This is a genomic window from Protofrankia sp. CiP1_Cm_nod1, assembly GCF_920888515.1.
Taxonomy (GTDB): Bacteria; Actinomycetota; Actinomycetes; order Frankiales; family Frankiaceae; genus Protofrankia.
Genome location: NZ_CAKKTM010000204.1, coordinates 1 through 18,950 on the forward strand (window position 1 = coordinate 1; position 18,950 = coordinate 18,950).

16 protein-coding genes are annotated in these 18,950 nt (G+C 68.1%); 7 read left to right on the plus strand and 9 right to left on the minus strand.

Annotated elements, in window-relative coordinates; genetic code table 11:
* The 6 genes from NBX02_RS09225 to NBX02_RS09250 form a co-directional block, all read right to left on the minus strand.
* On the minus strand, nucleotides 1-457 hold a 457-nt coding region (locus tag NBX02_RS09225), incomplete at its 3' end, for an LLM class flavin-dependent oxidoreductase (RefSeq protein ID WP_250290921.1).
* A 55-nt stretch (nucleotides 458-512) separates the two neighbouring features.
* A complete protein-coding gene (locus NBX02_RS09230) occupies nucleotides 513-1,505 on the minus strand; it encodes an ATP-binding cassette domain-containing protein (RefSeq protein ID WP_250284238.1) in 993 nt (330 codons plus the stop codon).
* Nucleotides 1,492-3,357 carry an ATP-binding cassette domain-containing protein gene (locus NBX02_RS09235; RefSeq protein WP_250284241.1) on the minus strand — a complete coding sequence of 622 codons (1,866 nt, stop codon included), beginning with the start codon at nucleotides 3,355-3,357 and terminating at the stop codon, nucleotides 1,492-1,494. Before NBX02_RS09235 ends, NBX02_RS09230 begins: the two co-directional genes overlap by 14 nt.
* Nucleotides 3,358-3,455: 98 nt before the next feature.
* The gene (locus tag NBX02_RS09240; RefSeq protein ID WP_250284243.1) at nucleotides 3,456-4,367 is read right to left on the minus strand and encodes an ABC transporter permease; all 912 of its coding nucleotides are present in this window, start codon (nucleotides 4,365-4,367) and stop codon (nucleotides 3,456-3,458) included.
* 16 nt (nucleotides 4,368-4,383) lie between these two features.
* On the minus strand, nucleotides 4,384-5,661 hold the full coding sequence (locus tag NBX02_RS09245) for an ABC transporter substrate-binding protein (RefSeq protein WP_250284244.1): 1,278 nt from the start codon (nucleotides 5,659-5,661) through the stop codon (nucleotides 4,384-4,386).
* Nucleotides 5,636-5,953 (minus strand): hypothetical protein, encoded by a 318-nt coding sequence (locus NBX02_RS09250; protein WP_250284246.1) that lies wholly within the window; start codon nucleotides 5,951-5,953, stop codon nucleotides 5,636-5,638. The genes NBX02_RS09245 and NBX02_RS09250 overlap by 26 nt, the downstream gene beginning before the upstream one ends.
* A 1,184-nt stretch (nucleotides 5,954-7,137) precedes the next feature.
* Here NBX02_RS09250 and NBX02_RS09255 point away from each other — a divergent pair.
* On the plus strand, nucleotides 7,138-7,839 hold the full coding sequence (locus tag NBX02_RS09255) for a haloacid dehalogenase-like hydrolase (RefSeq protein ID WP_250284249.1): 702 nt from the start codon (nucleotides 7,138-7,140) through the stop codon (nucleotides 7,837-7,839).
* Nucleotides 7,840-7,849: 10 nt separating this feature from the next.
* On the opposite strand, the gene NBX02_RS09260 is transcribed toward NBX02_RS09255, so the two are convergent.
* Entirely contained in the window at nucleotides 7,850-9,274 is a 1,425-nt protein-coding gene (locus tag NBX02_RS09260; protein WP_047223158.1) for a helix-turn-helix domain-containing protein, read from the minus strand.
* Between the two features lie 247 nt (nucleotides 9,275-9,521).
* Here NBX02_RS09260 and NBX02_RS09265 point away from each other — a divergent pair, with 247 nt between their 5' ends.
* From NBX02_RS09265 to tmk, 4 genes are read left to right on the plus strand one after another with little or no spacing between them, the layout of a single operon-like run.
* On the plus strand, nucleotides 9,522-10,361 hold the full coding sequence (locus NBX02_RS09265) for an ATP-binding protein (protein WP_250284252.1): 840 nt from the start codon (nucleotides 9,522-9,524) through the stop codon (nucleotides 10,359-10,361).
* 45 nt (nucleotides 10,362-10,406) lie between these two features.
* Nucleotides 10,407-11,213 (plus strand): hypothetical protein, encoded by an 807-nt coding sequence (locus NBX02_RS09270; protein ID WP_217699289.1) that lies wholly within the window; start codon nucleotides 10,407-10,409, stop codon nucleotides 11,211-11,213.
* Nucleotides 11,197-12,663, plus strand: a complete 1,467-nt coding sequence (locus NBX02_RS09275; RefSeq protein ID WP_047223159.1) for a B12-binding domain-containing radical SAM protein — start codon at nucleotides 11,197-11,199, stop codon at nucleotides 12,661-12,663. Before NBX02_RS09270 ends, NBX02_RS09275 begins: the two co-directional genes overlap by 17 nt.
* Complete coding sequence (tmk, locus tag NBX02_RS09280) at nucleotides 12,660-13,292, plus strand: dTMP kinase (RefSeq protein ID WP_250284255.1); 633 nt, start codon at nucleotides 12,660-12,662, stop codon at nucleotides 13,290-13,292. Before NBX02_RS09275 ends, tmk begins: the two co-directional genes overlap by 4 nt.
* On the opposite strand, the gene cyaB is transcribed toward tmk, so the two are convergent.
* A complete protein-coding gene (cyaB, locus tag NBX02_RS09285) occupies nucleotides 13,208-13,819 on the minus strand; it encodes a class IV adenylate cyclase (RefSeq protein WP_076843543.1) in 612 nt (203 codons plus the stop codon). The two genes, tmk and cyaB, sit on opposite strands and share 85 nt — an antisense overlap.
* Before the next feature lie 211 nt (nucleotides 13,820-14,030).
* Nucleotides 14,031-14,504: a helix-turn-helix domain-containing protein gene (locus NBX02_RS09290; RefSeq protein ID WP_052914604.1), complete on the minus strand. Its 474-nt coding sequence runs from the start codon at nucleotides 14,502-14,504 to the stop codon at nucleotides 14,031-14,033.
* Between the two features lie 443 nt (nucleotides 14,505-14,947).
* Between NBX02_RS09290 and NBX02_RS09295 the strand changes: the two genes are divergently transcribed.
* Both NBX02_RS09295 and NBX02_RS09300 read left to right on the plus strand, forming a co-directional pair.
* Nucleotides 14,948-18,007, plus strand: a complete 3,060-nt coding sequence (locus NBX02_RS09295) for a BPTD_3080 family restriction endonuclease (protein ID WP_250290923.1) — start codon at nucleotides 14,948-14,950, stop codon at nucleotides 18,005-18,007.
* Between the two features lie 45 nt (nucleotides 18,008-18,052).
* Nucleotides 18,053-18,950, plus strand: an 898-nt coding sequence (locus NBX02_RS09300) for a DNA methyltransferase (RefSeq protein ID WP_250290925.1), incomplete at its 3' end; no start/stop codon positions are given.

Below are 18,950 nucleotides of genomic sequence, written 5' to 3' on the forward strand. Positions count from 1 at the left end.
CGGCGGAACAGGTGCTGGCGGACCCGGACAACAGATACAGATACTTGCCAGACAACAGATACTGACCAGACGGCAGTACGGCCCGCCGTGACGGCGGGCCGTATCCGCTGATGTGGTCGATCGTCGCGAGTTGCCGGGCGATGGTGTAGGGCTCGCTGTAGGTGGTCGACACCGTCCCGACCAGGCCGATGTTGCTGCTGACTGCCGCGAGTGCGCCCAGCAGCGCGATCGGTTCGAACTGGGTCAGGTACTGCGGGGTCGAGTTGGCGTTGATGTGCAGGGTGTCGGTGATGAAGAGCAGGTCGAACCGCCCCTTCTCAGCCGTACGGATCCACTGCTGGTAGAGTTCGAAGTCAACGGAGCCGTCCGCGGGCACGTCGGGATGGCGCCAGCCCGCGACCGCGCTGCCGAGCCCGTGCAGCAACGCGCCCAGCTTCAGCCTGCGGTCTGCTGTCATGGTCGTCCACTCCTTCTCGGATGCTTCTTCTTGGCCGCTCCCGGGGATGCCGGTTTCAGCCTGTGACGGTGCTCCCGGGCTCCGAGAGGGCCGGGGCCGGGCCGTGGTCACGGCCGTAACGCTCGGGACCGGGGCCGGGGGCCGGCAGCGGGCTCGACGCGAGGAGTAACTGGGTGTAGGAGTGCTCGGGTGCCGTGAACACCCGCGCGGTCGGCCCCTCCTCGACGATCCGGCCGTTGTGGAGGACCGCGACCCGGTCCGCGACGTCCGCCATGCTCGCGAGGTCGTGCGAGATGATCAGCATGGCTATCGCCTGGTCGTCGCGCAGCCGCGCGAGCAGCCGCAGGATGTGCGTGCGGTTCGCGGCGTCCAGGGCGCTGACCGGTTCGTCGCAGATCAGCAGCCGGGGGTGGGTGACGATCCCGCGGGCGATCGCGACCCGCTGGCGCTGGCCGCCGGAGATCTCGCCGGGCAGACGGTCGAGGAACTCCGGGCCGAGGCCGACGGCGACGAGGGCCTCGGCGGCGCGCTGACGGCGTCCCGCGGGATCGAGCTCCCGGCGGATCGCGAGCCCTTCCGTGACGATGTCGACGACCCGCTGGTCGGGGTCGAGCGAGCGCAGCGGGTCCTGGAAGATGAACTGGATCCGGCCACGGCGGCGCAGCGCCCGCCGGTGCCGGCCGCGCAGGCCCTGGATCTGCGTACCCTCGAACCGGATCGTGCCGGCGGTGGGGCGCACGAGGCCGACGACGGCCCGGCCCAGGGTCGTCTTGCCCGATCCCGTCTCCCCGATCAGCCCGACGATCTCGCCGGGGGAGATCGTGAGGGCGACGCCGTCGAGGACGGTGTGGGTGATCCCGTCCGGGCCGTGGAAACCGGCCCGCAGGCCAGCCACCCGCAGCAACGGCTCGTCGTCCGCGGGAGACAGGTCGTGGGACGGTCCGGTGCTGGCCGCTGGGCCGGCGTCGGCCGGCAGCTGGGCGGTGATCGGTTCGCCGGCCGCGTCGGAGTGCTTGCGGGCGGCGGGCACGAGCTCAGACCCGGACAATCGGAGCCTCCTGAGCGGACCCGGGGGAGGCGGCCGGCACAGCGCCTGCCGAGACCGCCGCGACCAGGGAACGGGTGTAGGGGTGGGAAGGCCGGTGGACGATCTCGTCGGCCGGGCCGGTCTCGACGATGCGGCCACGGTGGAACACGGCGATCCGGTCGCACACGCCCGCCACGATGTCGAGGTCGTGCGTGACGAACAGCAGGGACATGTTCAGCCGTGTCCGCAGGGCCGCCAGCAACGCCAGCACCTCGGCCTGGGTACGCACGTCGAGTGCCGTGGTCGGCTCGTCGGCGACGAGCAGGTCCGGCTCGCACGAGACGGCGACGGCGAGCATGACCCGTTGCTGCATCCCGCCGGAGAGCCGGCTGGGGATCTGCCGGGCGACCTTCGCCGGATCCCGGATCTCCACCGCGGAGAGCAGCTCGAGGGCCCGCTGCCGGGCCGCCTGCCGGCCCAGCCCACCCTGGCGGCGCAGGGCCTCGGTGAGCTGCCGGCCGACGGTGAGCGACGGATTGAGGTAGGACGCCGGATCCTGGAACACCGTCCCGATCCGGGCGCCACGCAGCGGGCGCCACTGCTTCTCGGTCAGCGCGGTCACGTCCTGGCCGTCGAAGACGATCGTTCCGCCGCTGACGACGCAGCCTTCCGGCAGGGCGCCGAGCAGCGCGCGGCAGGTGAGGGTCTTCCCACTGCCGGACTCGCCGACGAGCCCGAGAGCCTCACCACGGCCGAGAGTGAAGCCGACCGCGCGTACCACGTCGCCCCGGTGGCCAGTGGCCGTGTGGCTGGGCGCGGTCACCCACAGATCCGTCACCCGCAGCAGCGGGGCACCGGAGCCTTCCCGGCGCACCGGGTCGTCGGGAACATTCGGGGGGGTCCCGCTACTCGTACGGTCGGCTGTGCCCATGCCCGGTGTGTCCGTGGCGGCCGGGCTCCCCGGCCCAGCCGTGGCCTGCTCAGACAGGTCGGGCGAGGTGACGGGAGATGGTGAGGTGGCGCGGGACAAGCCCCGACGCGAATGCCTCGGGGCTCTGACGTCGAGGCCTTCGCGCAGCCCGTCCGCGAGGGTGTGGAACGACCAGATCGTCAGGACGATGATCAGCCCGGGCCACAGCGGCGCGAGCGGGTCCTCCCACAGATGGCTGGTTGTCACCGCGAGCATGCCGCCCCAGGTCGGCGCGGGAGGCTGGCTGCCCAGGCCGATGAAGTTCAGGCTCGATCTGGTGAACACCGCGCCGCCCAGCGTGATCGAGGTGGTGACAGCGATCGTCGGCAGGACCTTGCGCCCGACATGCCGGCGGATGATCCACCATCGAGAGGCGCCCAGCAGGGCGGCCGACTCGACGTACTGGGTGCGGCTGAAACCGAGCGCCTCGGCCCGGACGATGCGGAAGAAGCGTGGCGCCATCAGGAACCCGATCGCGATGACCAGGGCGGCCGGGCCGTTCGAGAACAGCCCGCCGACCGCGACCGCGAAGATCACGGTGGGCAGTGTGAGCAGCGCGTCGACCGTCCGCAGGGCGGCGAACGCGGACCAGCGGCCGAGCAGTGCGGAGGCGATGCCCGGCAGCACGCCGAGCAGGGCGCCGAGGGCCGTCATCGCCACGGCGCTTAAGATCGTCTCGCGGGTGCCAGCGACGAGCCGGCTGAGGGTGTCCCGTCCCAGGTAGTCGGTTCCCAGCCAGTGGCTTCCGCCGGGAGCGGCCAGGGCCGAGTCGAGGTCCTGGGCCAGGGGGTCGTGGGGGGCCAGCGTCTCACCGGTCACCGCGACCGTGAGAATCACGATGATGAACAGGCCCGCCGCCCGGGTGGGCAGCGAGGAGAAGACGGCCCGCAGGGCGTGTCTCATCGGTGCTCCTCCCTGGTGGCCGGCCGCAGCCGGGACAGCAGCGTGTCGACGGTGATGTTGGAGATCAGGACGAACGCGACCGTCACCAGCAGCACTCCCTAAATGACTGGCACGTCATGGCTGGTGGCGCACTGCAACGCGTATCGTCCGATCCCCGGCAGGCCGAACACCGTCTCCACGACGACGGCCCCGCCGAGCAGGTCGGGCAGCTCGAGGCCGAGCGTGGCCAGGGCGGGCCCGGCGGCGTTGCGCAGCGTGTGGCCGAACAGAATCCGAGCCGGGGACAGCCCGCGCAGCCTCGCTCCGACGACGTAGTTCTCCCCGAGCGAGCTCACCAGGGAGGTGCGCAGCTGCCGGGCCACGACGGCGCCGGGCAGCAGGCTGAGCGTGAATCCCGGCATGATCACATGGCGGAGCCAGTCGAGGGGATCCTTCGCGATCGGCACGTACCCGCTCGCCGGCAGCCATCGCCAGGTCACCGCGAACAGGACGACCAGCACGACCCCGACCAGGAACACCGGGACGGTGAGCGCGAGCGAGGACACCGCCGTCACCAGCCGGTCGACGACGCTTCCCCGCCACACCGCCGCCGCGATACCGGCCGCGGCGCCGAACAGCACGGCCAGCACCACGGCGACGCTCACGATCGACAGGTCGGCCGCGAGCCGCTGCCCCAGGCTGTGGGCGACCGGGATGTCGGAGAAGTACGACCTGCCGAGATCCCCGCTGACGGCGTCGCCCAGCCAGCTGAGGTACTGGGTGACGAAGGGGCGGTCGAGCCCCCACAGGTGCCGCAGCTCGGCGACCTGCTCCGGGGTCGCGTTCTGGCCGAGCTTCTGCGCGGCCGGGTCGCTGGGCGACAGGAAGGTCAGGGCGAAGATGACCAGGCTGCTGATCAGCGCCACGATTACCGCCGTGGCCAGCAACGCCGCCACGCGGCGGACGGCGGGCAGGACGACCCTGGTCGCTCCCGCCCGCCGGCCCCGCGGGCCGAGTGTGATCTCGGTCATGGGATAGCGGGTCCGCCTACCCGGCCAGCCGGACGCCTTCGAGCCGCGGTGAGGTGAGATACCCGACCAGGCCCGTCAGCTTCTTCGAATGGGCGAGCAGCCAGGGCTGGGAGAACACCAGGACATCCGAGCCCTTGGTAGCGGCTATCTTTGTGGCCTCCTGCAGGGCGGGGGCGTAGCCCGGGTCGTCGATCGGGAACCGGGCGACGTTCTTCAGCGCCTCGGTGAGTGCCGCCGGGTCGTAGCTGCTGTACTGCGTGGCGGTGGTCGCGAGCTGCTGGGCCGGGGCTTCGCGGCCGAAGGTCCCGCTCAGCAGCAGGCCGACCTCGCGCTTGACGTAGAAGCGTTCGGCGACCTGCCCGAACGGGATCTTCTCCAGTTTGACCGTCAGCCCGATCGCCTCGAACTGGGCCTGCAACAGCTGGGCCTCCACCTCGCGGTCCACCCCGCCCGGGCTGGTGAAGTAGCTGATGACGACCGGCGTGCCGTCGTATCCCGCCTCGGTCAGCAGCGCCTTGGCCTTCGCCGGATCGTGAGTATAGAGGTTCTCAAGTGACGGGTTGTAGCCGACGTAGCCACGCGGGAAGGGCTGGTAGACCACCTCGCCGTGGCCGGCGTTGAGCTTGTCCAGCAGTTCCTGCCGGTTGACGGCGTGGTTCAGCGCTTCGACAATCTTCGGATTGTCGAACGGCTTGATCGTCCGGTTGATGGCGAGGTTGGAGATCTGCAGGCTGCGGAACTCCTCCACCTGGAGGCCCGCCGCGGTCAGCGCCTTGGCCTGCGGTGGGGAGATGTAGTTGGCCAGCTGTATCTCGTCGCTCTGCAGCGCCGCCGCGATGGTGGCCGGGTCGGAGAGGAACTTCAGGGTCACCCCGGCGAGGTGGATGTTCGCCGCGTCCCAGTAGGCGGGGTTGCGCGTCAGCTCGGCCTGGCCGTCCGGCACGTAGCTGGTGAGGGAGAACGGACCGGCGCCCACGGGCTTCGTGGCCAGCGCCTTCACGTCACCGGCCAGCGCCCGGGGACTGACGATCATGCCGCTGCGCCCGCCGAGGACGAGGGGCAGTGCGTAGTCCTGGCGGCTGAGGTGGAAGACGGCCTCGGTCGGGGTGGCCGCGTCCACCGAGGCGATCGCGGCGAGGGACGGCGCGACCTGCGAGCCCGTCTGGTTCTTGCCCCGTTCCACGTTCTGTCTGATCGCCGTGGCGTCGACCGGTGCGCCGTCGGAGAACGTCTGGCCGGGGCGGAGGGTGAAGGTGAGCGTGAGTCCGTCAGGGGAGAACTTCCACGCTCGCAAGCCCTGGCCCGGCATCACCGTCGGGCGCCAGCCGTGTCAGGGAGGCGTAGGCGAGGCTCAGCGGGGTGACGTCGATACCGGAGTTGGAGGCGACGGGATCCCAGGTCGACAGTGGCGGTATCGACCAGCTCAGCACACCGCTGGCGGCGGAGGGGTCCGAGGACACCGTGTCGTCGCTGCCGCAGGCGGCGGCGGTCAGCGCGACCGCCGCTACTACGACGGCGGCGAGAACGGGGCGTCGACCGCGCCGGTGGCGGCGCCGACGGCTGACAGCGGATAAGACGTTCTGCACCGTGTTCCATTCATATACGGGTACGGCGGGCCACGGGCTGCGTCCGCTGAATCTTGTGATGACCGGATTCTTTTGTGGTGTGTCATATAATTGTGCGCCTGTTGTTGTGTTGACGTGGATGCCATGCCGACGTGGATGCCGTGTCGACACGGATGAAGTGTCAGCATGGACGACGTGCCGCCGTGACATTCCTGATGTGGACGCCTCGGCGTTTGTTTGTGAGATGTCGAGGCGAACATCGAGAACATGACCGGCGCTGGGCCACGACTGGCACGGACGTGACCGGGCCGTGACGATTCATCGGTCGGTACGGAAGGCGGGGCAGGAGAGCTTCCGTCGCGGAGGATGCGGGTCAATTTCTGGAAATGACTGGTGATACGGGAGCGGATGGTACCGGGTGGCCAGCGTCCGGGTGGCTGGTGTCAGAGTCCCTGACTCGTCGTCCCTGATCTGTTCGGAAACGACTACCGGCTGCTCGGCCTGTGGCGGCCCGAGATTTCGCGGGATGCCCGGTTGAACGATCCGCCCGGACCCGGACAGGAAGCGGTCACAACGACACCGAAGTCGACATGACGCCGACGGAAGAAGCTCATCCGCCGAATCCTCACGCCCCTGTACACGCCGTCGAGGGTAACCGGAACGGGACACACGGGAACGCGGTCGTCCATTGTGCCCCTTCCTCCGAGATCATCATATGTCGCATCCGACACCGTACCGGCACGGTACTCCGGTTAGCAAGGCCTCCACCAGGAGCTCGCTCCTCGGAGGCGCGCGCTGCCCGCCAGTTCCCATGGTCAGCGATGCGGCCGGTGGCGCGGAGCGCCCACCTGGTTACGTTGTCGGCCGTCGGCGCCTTCACCGGCTTCGCCTTCGGCGGCTTCGCCACGACCGGCGCCCACGGCGCCTGACCCAGGAAACGGGCCCGCGGCCGTACCTCCGCCATGAACCGGGCGGCCTTCTTCGGCAGGGGGAATTCCGGCACGAACCTGTGTCCCGGATAAACGACATCACGCCTGGCGGCTTCCGGCTTCCGGCCGACGCCGCGTGCGCTCTCGTCCGCGTAGAACCGGATCGTGCTGTTCACAATAGGGGGCCGCTCTGGTTCTCGGGGCCGCACCGAACGTCGAGGTCCAAGTGGAAAACCAGTCGATTCACATACGGGTCGGCTGTGAGATCATGGTGAAGTGACCGTACCCGCCCTCATCCTGTGGGACATAGACCGCACCCTCGTCACCATTGGCCCGGTCAGCCGGGAGATCTACGCCCGCGCCTTCCAGTTCGTGACCGGCCGTCCCCTGCGGGAGCTGGCCGACATGACCGGCCGCACCGAGCGCGCGATTCTGCTGGACACGCTCCGGCTCAACGGCGTGCCGGACGACGAGCCGACCTTTGACGCCTTCTACGAGGCTCTTGGTCAGGCCGCCCGCCAGCTCGAAGGCCGGATGAGGGAGTCCGGCCGTCGCCTGCCCGGTGCGAAGGAGGCTGTCGCGAGTCTGGTGGCCAAGGACACGGTGCAGTCCGTGGTGACCGGCAACATCCGCTCCATCGCGGCCACCAAACTTCACGTCTTCGACCTGGAAGACCACATTGACCTGGAAGTTGGCGGCTTCGGGGATGACGACAGCGACCGAACCGTACTGGTACGGCTCGCGGTCAGGCGGGCCGAGGCCAAGTACGGCGTGACCTTCCCACCGAACCGGACCGTCGTCATCGGTGACACGCCGCACGACGTGAAAGGCGCCCACGATGCTGGCGTGCGGGCGGTGGGAGTTGCCACCGGCGGTAGTACCGCGGTGGATCTTGAGGCTTCCGGGGCTGATGCTGTCCTGCCAGATCTCACCCGGCCCCGCGCCCTACGGGCGGCTGTCTTCGGCCTCGTTGGTTAAAGCCGCTGGGTCAGGTCGTCGCCAGGCGGAACCGCTCTGCGAAGTCCCGGGCCGCGGGCACTGCGCCGAACGGCGCCAAGCCGTCTGCAAACTCTTTCAGGCGCAGGGCCACCCGGGTGGATCCGATGGCTTCGCTCACCTCCAGGGCGTTGCCGGCTGTCTGGCAGGCCTGCTCGACGTTGCCAGCCAGCAACTGGCACTTGGCCAGCCGGGACAGGTAGTGCACCCGGTCCCGCACCCGGTAGGGCGCCCGTCGGGTGAGCAGATCAATGGCTTCCGTCAGCGCCGTCGAGGCCTCGGTCGTCAAGCCCAGTTCGAGGAAGCAGGCACCCTCCTGGGCCGCTACTTCCACCTCGTCGACGTAGGATACCCACAGTGGTTCATCGCGGTGGCCGGCGCGCTCAAAGTCGGCGCGGGCTGTGTCAAGGCTTCGCAGACAGCCGTCCTGGTCACCCACCCCGGCTTGGGCACGGGCCAGGCGGGTGCCCAGCATCGTCCTGGTCAGCGGCGTGAGGTTCGTGGTCCCCGAGGCCAGCGCGGTTTGCGCCAGTGACAGTGCCGGCCCTCGCCGCCCCCGGTAGGTCTCCTGCAAGCTCATGTACGCTAGGGCGCTGGCGGCCAAGCCCGGTTCGTCGCCCTCGTGCGCTACGTAGATCGTGGTGGTGAAGTAGCGGCGGGCCGTCCCGTGGTGGTCGGCGTCGAGCGCCAGCCAGCCGGCCATCTGGGACAACTGTCCGAAGGGCACGAGCCCGTCGCCCGAGTCCTGCTCTACGGTCACTGCCATCCGGGCGACGTAACGAGACAAGGGCAGATACAGACTGTCACCACCTAGTTCGTCGTCGAGCTGCAAGAACAACTTCAGCAGCAACTCGGCACTCTGGCCGTTGGTCATGCCGTCGAAGGCCGAGATCCCGATGGTGGGTGTGCGTCTCTCGCCAGCGGCCAGGGGCAGCCGGCCAGATGTCAGGCTTCCGAGTAAGGCGGGCAGATCCGGCCCCACGGGCACGGCCGCCGCCGCCGGGGCGGACTCGACCGGTTCGCTGCGCTGCTCGGGGAGCTGAAACCACAGGAAGCGTCCCGGGATGCGCAGGGTCCGTGCCCACATCACAAGCCGGTCCAGGTCCTTGATCGGCGGGCCCGACTCGATGCGGGACAGCTGCACCTGGGAGATACCGACCCATCCTCCGACCAGCTCCTGGGACAGCACCCGGCCGTGCCACGGATTGCGTCGGTAGGCGGCGACGACCCGGCCGATATGCCAGCTGGCCAAGGCATCGCGCAGCTCGTCCGTCTGCCAGAAATGATCTGGCACCACCGGGGCTTGGAGACGCAGTTCCTGCCGTTTGCGCTGGCACGCCGCACAGGATCCGGTGGCGTTGTAGCGGGCCAGTCGGCTCCCGCAGGAACGGCAGTACCGGCCCGGTGCGACGTTCATATTTTCCCCGACCTGTCCCCATTCGCGGCCGTCCCGGCGCGCTCGGCAACAGTGTAAACACACGCCCGTCACCCCGGGTCAAATCCTGGAAACATCACGTATAGGCGTCATACATCCCTGGGCATGGTGGGGTCCGGGATGCTCGTTCACGCTTGAGCCCAGGCGCCCGGGGCCGGGTCGAGGTACGGCTCCCCGGTTCCGGGCGTTGTCCACATCGGGTGATCTTCATATCAGGACGGGAGGGCCGGTGGACGCAAACACCGGAGGGCAGGACTCCGCACTGGGACCGCCGGGCGCTGCGGCGTTGCACCGCATCGCCGTTGGGTTCGCGGCCGCGTGGGGACATCTGGAAGCCATTGGCGTCGCCCTCGCTTGCGCCGTAGACGAGCTACCCACCACGGCCGTGGGGCAGGCGGTCATCGAAGAGCGGACGGAAGCGGTTGCGGCCGAGCTACGCCGCTTGGGCGGTTCAGCCGGCATGAACCTGCCGTCCGCAGTGGCTCCGCAGCCAGCCGCCCATCTGCGGTCGAGCGTCCATCAGTTCGCCGCGACCACCACGGCCCCGGCGCTGGCCCGACATGAGGTAGCCCAGTTACTCCAGACCCGGGGACTTGGGGATCTCATCGACACCGCCGGTCTCTTGGTTTCGGAGCTCATCACGAATGCGGTCCGGGCCACCCAGGCGCTGGACAGTAATCCGAAATCCATCGTGACCATGCGCCTCAGCTGGGCCGCCGCAAGCCTCATCATCGAAGTCTGGGACCGCAGTCCACAACTGCCCGTACTCCAAGATCAATGCCTCGATGGCGAGGGTGGTCGGGGCCTTCACATCGTGGAAGCCCTGAGCCTCGCTGCAGCCTATTACCCGTCGCCCACCGGCCAGGGCAAAGTCACCTGGTGCCAGATCGAGGCGCCGATACCCGCTGAAGCTGAGGCGCCAACACCTCTTCTTCCATACCGCCGGCCGAGTGTCGCCCGCACCGATCCCGGTCTGGTTTTCGATGATCTAGTGGTATTACGGCGAGTCCTGGACGGCCTGCGCGCCCTTGACACCAGTCTGCCTCGGGGTGACGCTGTGAGATACTAGCGTTCCACTTTTCGCCCACGCATACCGTAACCCGGAGTTTTACTCATGCCGCTTGTCGCAGATAGCTGGATGACCGAACACCCCGCCTGGCTCCCCACCGAAAAAGGGGCGCGCCGCGTATTTGCATTGCCGGGTGGCCCGGTCCTGGCAGAGGTGGAAGGCGACAGCCTCACCCTCACCGCGCTCGGTGGAGACGACACCGAGCCGGCGGCAGACGTCTTCAGCCTGCCGGACGGTGCCGCCGCCGAGGTGCCGCAGTTGGCGAAGGAACTGTCCGGACTTGGGCGGGTGGGGCGCTTCCGTAACCCGTCGCTGTGGGAAGCGCTGGGTACTGCCATCCTGCGCCAGGTCATCCGGGCGGGGCAGTCCAAGAGGCTCTTCCGCGAGCTGTGCGCGGCTCACGGGGAGCAGGTACCGCTGCCGGATGGTGACGCTTACGCGCTGTTTCCTACGCCGGAGACCATCCTTGCTCTGACGGATGAGCGGTTCGCCGAACTTGGCCTTGCCTTCAAACGGGCTGCCTTGCGGGCTGCCGCCACGGCATATCTGAAGCATGGTGTCGGCTGGAGCCGTCTTTCCCTCCCCGTCCTCGTCGACGAGTTGCAAGGCGTTCAGCGCATCGGCCCGTGGACGGCCGGCGCGGCGATCGCTGACTACACAAATGACTGGAGCCTGTATCCCTACGCCGATCTGGCGGTGCGGACCTGGGCGGGACGGGCCGCCCCGTCACACCTTTGGCTCCACCACGAGCGCGCTTTCGGCGCCCAGTGGCGCCATCTAGCCAGCGAACACCTTTCTACGCTCACCCTTCTGACCCTTGCTTGGGGATCGCAGTATGGAGATATCGGATGACGGCGCCGTTCGGGGCGCCGACCTGAGCCGTCCGCTCGACGCGGTATTTGTCAATGCCCCGCTGCGGGACTATAGTCTGCGGCCCCGGGTCAATGATTTCACCCTGCCGGTTCTGGGCATGGCCTACATCGCCACGTATGCGGCAGCGCAAGGCTTCAACGTCGGGATTGTCGACGCCGAAGCCCTCGGGCTTGGCGTCAAGGAAACCTGCCAGCTTGTGAACCGCCTCGGTCCACGCTGGGCCGGCTTCAACCTGCTGGCACCGACGTACGAGATCAGCGCGGAGATCGCCTCCGGTCTGGACCGGGACATCTACGTCATGGTGGGCGGCCATCAGGCCAAAGCCATGCCCGAGACCATCATCACCGACCCCCGCTTCGGGGCTCTCGAAGCTTTGGTGCTCGGCGAGGGCGAGACCCGGGTGGCGGAGCTGCTGAGAGACAGGCGCGCACGGGCCGACCTGCCCGGTGTCATGTGGCTCGACCCAATTCTGCACCAGCCCGTCACCGGCGGCAGGCCAGGCGCGGGCCACCACCTGGCACCCGACGTGGACCGCCTGCCCTTCGTCGACCGCCGCTTCCTGGCGAACGACCCGTACGAGGCGCCGGACGGCCGGATAGAGGCCAACATGGTCGGCGCCCGCGGCTGCCCCTACGATTGCTCCTTCTGCGGCGCCGCCGTCAGCGCCAACCCCGACATCACCATCCGCACCCGCACACCTGCGGGGATCATCGCCGAGATGGAGGCGCTGCACGAGGCCTACGGCGTAACCGCCTTCCGCTTCGTCGACGATCTCTTTCTGGGCTACGAACGATTCATCCGCCGCTGCATGGACGCCTTCACAGCCCACGGCATCGGTGGCCGCTATGTCTGGGACGCCACCGGCCGTATCAACATTCTGCACCGGGCCGACGACGCCTTGCTCGATCTGCTCGCAGCCAACGGCCTGCGCGAGGTGGCTCTGGGCGTCGAGTCCGGCAGCGAACGGCTCCTCGGGTACATGGGCAAACGCATCATGCCGGACATGACCCGCTCCGCGGTCCGCCGCCTCACCGAGCGCGGCATCTCGGTGAAGGGCTACTTCATCCTCGGCTTCCCCACCGAGACGCGCGACGAGTTGGCCGCCACCGTCCGTCATGTCAGGGAGCTGTGGGAAGTGGCCGATCCACATCCGGGGAGCTTCCGGGCCTCCGTCTTCGAGTTCCGGCCGTATCCGGGCACACCGGAGTGGAGCCGGCTGTTGGCCACCGGCCGCTACCAGCCGTCACAGTTGCTGGCCTACACCGCCGTGGACCTCACCAAAGGCGGCGTCGACGAAGCCATGCGGGGGCGCGATGAATTCAACTTCTCGGTGAATATTCAGTTCGGGGAGGCCAATGTGGAGGAGGTACGGGCCGCCCTCATCGAGCTATCCCGCGAGCAGCACGCCCGTTCCAGCATCCGCCGATGAACAGGGGCTTTTTCGTCGCCATCGACGGCCCCAGCGGCATCGGTAAGAGCACGATCACCGCGGCCCTGGCCCGGCAGTTCGCGGGACAGGGCCTGCCTGTGCTGGCTACCAAAGAACCCACGGCCAGTCCCCTGGGTAGCCTCACGCGTTTTGGCACGGACGACTACGAGGGTCTGGCTCTGGCCTGCCTCGTGGCCGCCGACCGCTACCAGCACCTCGAAACCGAGATCCGTCCCGCCCTCGCCAGCGGCACCGTGGTGGTCTGCGACCGCTACGTCGCTTCATCCCTCGTGTTGCAACGCCTCGACGGTGTACCAGCCAAGTTTCTATGGACGCTAACCGAGCAAGCCGACCGGCCCGACCTGACCGTCATCCTCACCGGCGATCCCATCCGCTCCCGCGAGCGGGTGGCCCGGCGCGGCCTCTACAGCCGCTTCCACCGCGGCGGCCCGGAAGCCGGTGCAGCCGAGGCCGAGGCATACCGGGCCGTCGCCGCCGAACTCCAAACCGCCGGCTACGCCGTCGTGGTACACGACATCGGGACTCAGACGGCCGAAGAGGTGGCCGCCGTACTGGCAGCTTCGGTGCTCTCCCGGCGGGAAGGTAGCCGGACCACCGCTCCTTCCTGAGCCGCCCGCACGAGGGAGTCATACGTCTCGGTCGTGCGGGCGGCCGGGACACCCAGCGCCGTGACGAAGGCTGCCAGCTCCTCTTGGATCTGGGCGGCGGGCTCGTCGTCGGGCACCATCCGTTCGAGTTCCAGGAAGGTCCCGACCCCTTCCAACTCGTCCAGGCACAGCGACACGTCGCCGTGCTGGCCGGTGCGCCGCGTCTTCGCCACGCGGACGGTCGCGCGGTACCCCATACGCAGGATGGCCTCGTGCATCTGCCGGCGGTCCGCGACCTCCGTCTCGTATTCCAAGCAGTCCTGAGCATTGACGCCCGGCTCCTTCAGCGTGAGCCAGTGGCGCCCGTCCACTGTGCGAAGCCGCAGGAACGAAACTCCAAGCCTGCTGTCCCCGAAGGACCAGCCCACCGGGGCAAATGCCTGGTCATCCTGGTAGGCCGGTTTGCCAACATGAATACCCCGCGCCCTGAGGGCGACGAGCAGCGCCTCCGGGTCTGCCACGGAATACTTGACCTCGACCTCGCGCACCGGCTACCTCCATAGTTGGAACGACTGCAACCAGTTTAGCGAGACGTCATCCAGGCGCGAGAGCGGGGTTGTCCCCGCATGTCCACCACGAAGGAAAAAATCTGTTACGCATGACATAACGAGCGTTATTCATAGCCCATTGACCAGGAGGCATGGACTTCCTCAGTCGCAAAAACGCGCGCGATGGTCATGGCGGCGGTCCGGTATGTTGTCAGTCGGCTGGGAGATACAGGTCGGCGTCTATCATGTCGTTCATGGCGGTGGCCAGTGCTCGACGCCGTTTCGTCTTTCGCGCCGCATACTCCTCCAGATCGGCCACTGCGACCCGCCGGTGGCGACTGCCGGGAAGGGCCCGGGCCGGAATGGTCCCGTCGTCGAGAAGTTTCAGCAGCAACGGGCGTGAGATCCCCAGGTAGGCCGCTGCCTGGTTCGGAGTCAGTTCGCCGGTGGAGTCGGGGGAGAGGATCCGCACGCGATGCCCGGCCGCCTGCTCATAAGCCGTGTGGAGCAGGGCGCGCAGCACGGCCACGGGCGCGTCGACCTGTACGCCGCCCACGACGAGCACCACCGACCCGGAGTCTGATGACGCGATCGCCTGTTCCACGGCCGATGCGAGGTCCGACGACGCCCGTCGGGTCGGGGCGTCCGGGCTGTTCAGCTCAAGAACCGCCGGATGGGACGTCATGCTTCCTCCCGCGTCACCGGTTCCGCCATCGATGATCATAGTAGCTTCTATCTGAAGCATCTGTAAATCTACTCGATCTCGATCTCGATCGCGGGACGCAGTCGGATCATTGGGATCTCTCGAGCCCGGAAGCCGGTGGGCAGGGGAGTCTCGACGAACTCGCCTCACTGGTGGGTGGACGGCGATGAATTCCGCGCCGCAGCCCGGCTTGCGGTGAACCGGCTCGCGGGCCGTGACAGTATCCGGTATGTAACGCTATGCGCTGCCCGGCCGCATAGCGGACCTGTCGGGCCCGATCGCTACGCTGTGCTGGTTGTCCGTCCGGCCATGCTGTCGTTACCCGGGGCAGGGTGGTCGGCCGGCATGTGTCGGCCGGGCGCTGCCTGGCCAGTGGGGGCAGGCCAGGCGCTGCCTGGCCAGTGGGGGGAGGTGACACCGTCGTCATGAGTGCGGTGATCGAAAATCCGATCATCAACTCGCCGTACGCCGAGCCGAGACGGCACTGGCAGTTCGACGAGCAGGGCCTGATCACCGACGAGCTCGCCGCCGTCCGGCGGCCCAGCGAGTCGTGGATCCCGGTTCCCACCCCTCGCAAGGGCCGGGGGAAGGCGGTGCAGACCGAGCTCGACATCCTCGACGTGGCGGAACGGCGCCGTCGTAACGAGCAGGTCGACCAGATCCGGGACCGGGTCGCCATCTGGCGGCAGCGGCGTTATCCGAACGTCACCCCGACGACCCGCCGTCTGCTGGAGTACTGGTCGGACGAGGAGCGGGAGAACCGCGTCCTGTTCTGCCAGCGGGAGGCGGCCGAGACGGCCGTCTTCATCGCCGAGGCCGCGCCGAAGCAGGGCGACGAGTGGGTCCGCAACGCCCTGGCCGAGCAGAATCTCGACCACAATGACGGGCTGCCGCGGGTCGCGTTCAAGATGGCGACCGGCGCGGGCAAGACGGTCGTGATGGCGATGCTGATCGCCTGGCAGACCCTGAACAAGGTCGCGAGCCCGAACGACGCCCGTTTCACCCGACGCTTTCTGATCGTGACACCCGGCGTCACGATCAGGGACCGGCTGCGGGTGCTGCTCCCCGCGGACGAGGAGAACTACTACAAGCAGCGCGATCTCGTCCCGGCAGATCTGTGGGGCCCGCTGCGCCAGGCCGAGATCGTCGTCACGAACTTCCACTCCTTCCTGCCGCGCGCGACGAAGGAGGGCAGGGGGATCTCGGCCAACACCAAGCTTCTGCTGACCGCGGGCGGGGCGGACGACCCGTTCGTCGAGACCCCGGACCAGATGGTCAACCGGGTGCTGCGGGAGTTCTCCAGCTCCCGCTCCTCCGAGATCATCGTGCTCAACGACGAGGCGCACCACTGCTACCGGGGCCGGGCGGCCGCGGTCGGCGAGAACGCCACGACCGAGGACGACCTGGCCGGAGAGGAGAAGAAGGAGGCGCACAGCCGCAACGCCGAGGCCGGGGTGTGGTTCTCCGGGCTGCGCCACATCGCCCGCAAGATCGGTATCAAGACGGTGTACGACCTGTCCGCGACACCGTTCTTCCTCAAGGGATCCGGTTATCCGGAGGGCTACCTGTTCCCCTGGGTCGTCAGCGACTTCTCCCTGATGGACGCGATCGAAGCCGGCATTGTCAAGATCCCACGGGTGCCGGTGGACGATGACGCCATCGGTGACGAGGTGGCCTACCTGCACCTGTGGTCGAAGGTCGGCACCGAGCTGCCGAAACGGCTCCCGAAGGGCACGACGCTGGCCGGCCAGGGCCTGCCCGGCGCGCTGGAGGGGGCGCTGCGCAGCCTGTACGGCAACTACGCCAAGGCGTTCGCCCGCTGGGAGTCCTCCGACGCGGCCGCCCGCGGTGAGACGCCGCCGGTGTTCATCGTGGTCTGCAACAACACGACCGTCTCCAAGCTGGTCTACGACTTCGTCTCGGGTTTCGAGCAGGCCATGGGCCGGGTGAGCGCCCTGGTGCCGGGGGCGCTGCCGTTGTTCTCGAACGTCGGGGACGGGCGCTGGCTCGCGCGTCCCCGCACGATCCTGGTCGACTCCATCGAGTTGGAGTCCGGCGAGGGCCTGAAGGAGGACTTCAAGAAGATCGCGGCCGCGGAGATCGAGGCGTTCAGGGCCGAGCACGCCGCCCGCACCGGCCGGCCGGGTGAGGAGCTGGACGACGCCACCATCCTGCGCGAGGTCATGAACACCGTCGGCAAGGCGGGCCGGCTCGGTGAAGGCGTGCGCTGCGTCGTGTCGGTGTCGATGCTCACCGAAGGATGGGACGCGAACACGGTCACGCACATCCTCGGGGTGCGCGCGTTCGGGTCGCAGCTGCTGTGCGAGCAGGTGGTCGGGCGCGGCCTGCGTCGACGCTCGTACACGGTGAACGAGGACGGGATGTTCGAGCCGGAATACGCCGAGGTCTACGGCGTGCCGTTCTCCTTCATCCGGGTCTCACCGGAGAACGCCGACCCGCGGCCGCGCCGGCCGCAGACGCAGGTGAAGGCGGTCGAGGACCGGGCGGACGCGCGGATCGTCTTCCCGAAACTCGACGGCTACCGGATCGAGATCCCCGACGGTCGGCTCACCGCCGACTTCGGCAGGGAGCACCATTTCGAGGTGCCGTTCGACATCGCGAGCTGGACGGAGATCCGTGGGGTCGTCGGCGAGAAGGAGGTCCACGACCTCAGCGAGCTGGCCGGGAAACGGCCGCAGGAGGTCGCCTTCCGGCTCGCGCACACGATGCTCAACCGCTTCTTCAACGACGCCGGCGGGCAGCCCCGGCGCTGGCTGTTCCCGGATCTCGTCCGGATCGCCCGGCAGTGGCTGGACGAGTGCGTGACCTACGCGCCGGGAGCGCGCGTCGGTCATCTCACGCTCGCCGAGCTGCGGGAGATCGCGGCCGAGCAGATCTGGCACGCGATCACCCCGGAAAGCGGCCCCGGGGAGGAACGGGCCACCCCGATCTTCCGCCGGTACGACCCGTGGGGCTCGACCGATGCCGTCGACTTCTTCACCACGAAGCGGACGATGCGGACCGACCCGCGGAAGTGCCACGTCAACCATGTCGTGCTCGACGGCTTCGACGGCAACACCTGGGAGCAGATCATGGCCCAGACGCTGGAGTCCCTGCCGCAGGTCGCGGCCTACGTGAAGAACGACCATCTGGAGTTCGACATCCCCTACGTGCACGGCGCGCGGACCCGCCGCTATCTGCCGGACTTTCTGGTGCGGCTGGTCCGACGGGACGGCGACGTGCCCCGGCATCTGATCGTGGAGGTGTCCGGCTCGTTCAAGACGCACAATGCCACGATGCGGGCGATGACCTCCAGCAAGGCGGACACCGCCCGCAACCTGTGGTGCGCCGCGGTGAACAACCACGGCGGGTACGGCCGCTGGGGCTACATCGAGATCACCGATCCGGTGACCACCCGGGAGAAGCTCGACGAGGCGATCGACCTGCTCCACGCGGACGCACCGATCACCGGGCTGCCGACATGACCGTTCCCGGCGGTGTGACCGGTTCCAGGAGAGGGGAAGACAAGCATGCCGCCGCGTAGAAAGGCGCCCGCGCAGGCGGGCCCGGTGCCAGTGACGTCGATCCGCCACGACGACAAGCGGGTCAACATCCCCACCGCGGACGCGCACGACTTCATCCCCGACGAGGTCGAGCAGCCGGTCACCGTCGTGTACCAGCGGGATCCGTCGCTCGACCCGCAGTTGGTCTGGAAGGGCAAGGACGCGCAGGACTCGGTCGACCTCGCGGTGACCGCCCCACCCGTCTACATCCAGGAGAAGATCGACCCGCTGGTGCTGGTCGAGGAGGTCCGCAAGGCATCCGCCCGGGGCGCCCAGCAGGATGAGCTCGACCTGTTCGCCGACTTCGACGGCCTGGACGACTTCGACGCGGTCGACTACTACCGGCACGCGGCGAACTGGTCCAACCGGATGATCCTCGGGGACTCCCTCGAGGTCATGGGGTCACTCGCCGAACGCGAGGACCTCCGCGGCAAGGTCCAGATGATCTTTTTTGACCCGCCCTACGGCATCAAGTTCGGCTCGAACTGGCAGGTCTCCACCCGCAAACGGGATGTCAAGGATGGCAAGCTCGAGGACGCCACCCGCGAGGTCGAGCAGATCAAGGCGTTCCGCGACACCTGGGAGTTGGGCATCCACTCCTACCTGTCGTACCTGCGCGACCGCCTGACGGTCGCCCGCGACCTGCTCACCGACTCCGGCAGCATCTTCGTCCAGATCGGCGACGAAAACGTCCACCTCGTCCGCTGCCTACTGGACGAAGTTTTCGGCAGCGAGAACATGGTGTCGCTGGTGACGTTCCGTAAAACCACTGCGGCGACGGCCCAGTATCTGGCTGGCGTTTGTGACTATATACTTTGTTATGCTTACGATTATGATCATCTTAAGTATAGAGAACTTTATGCTT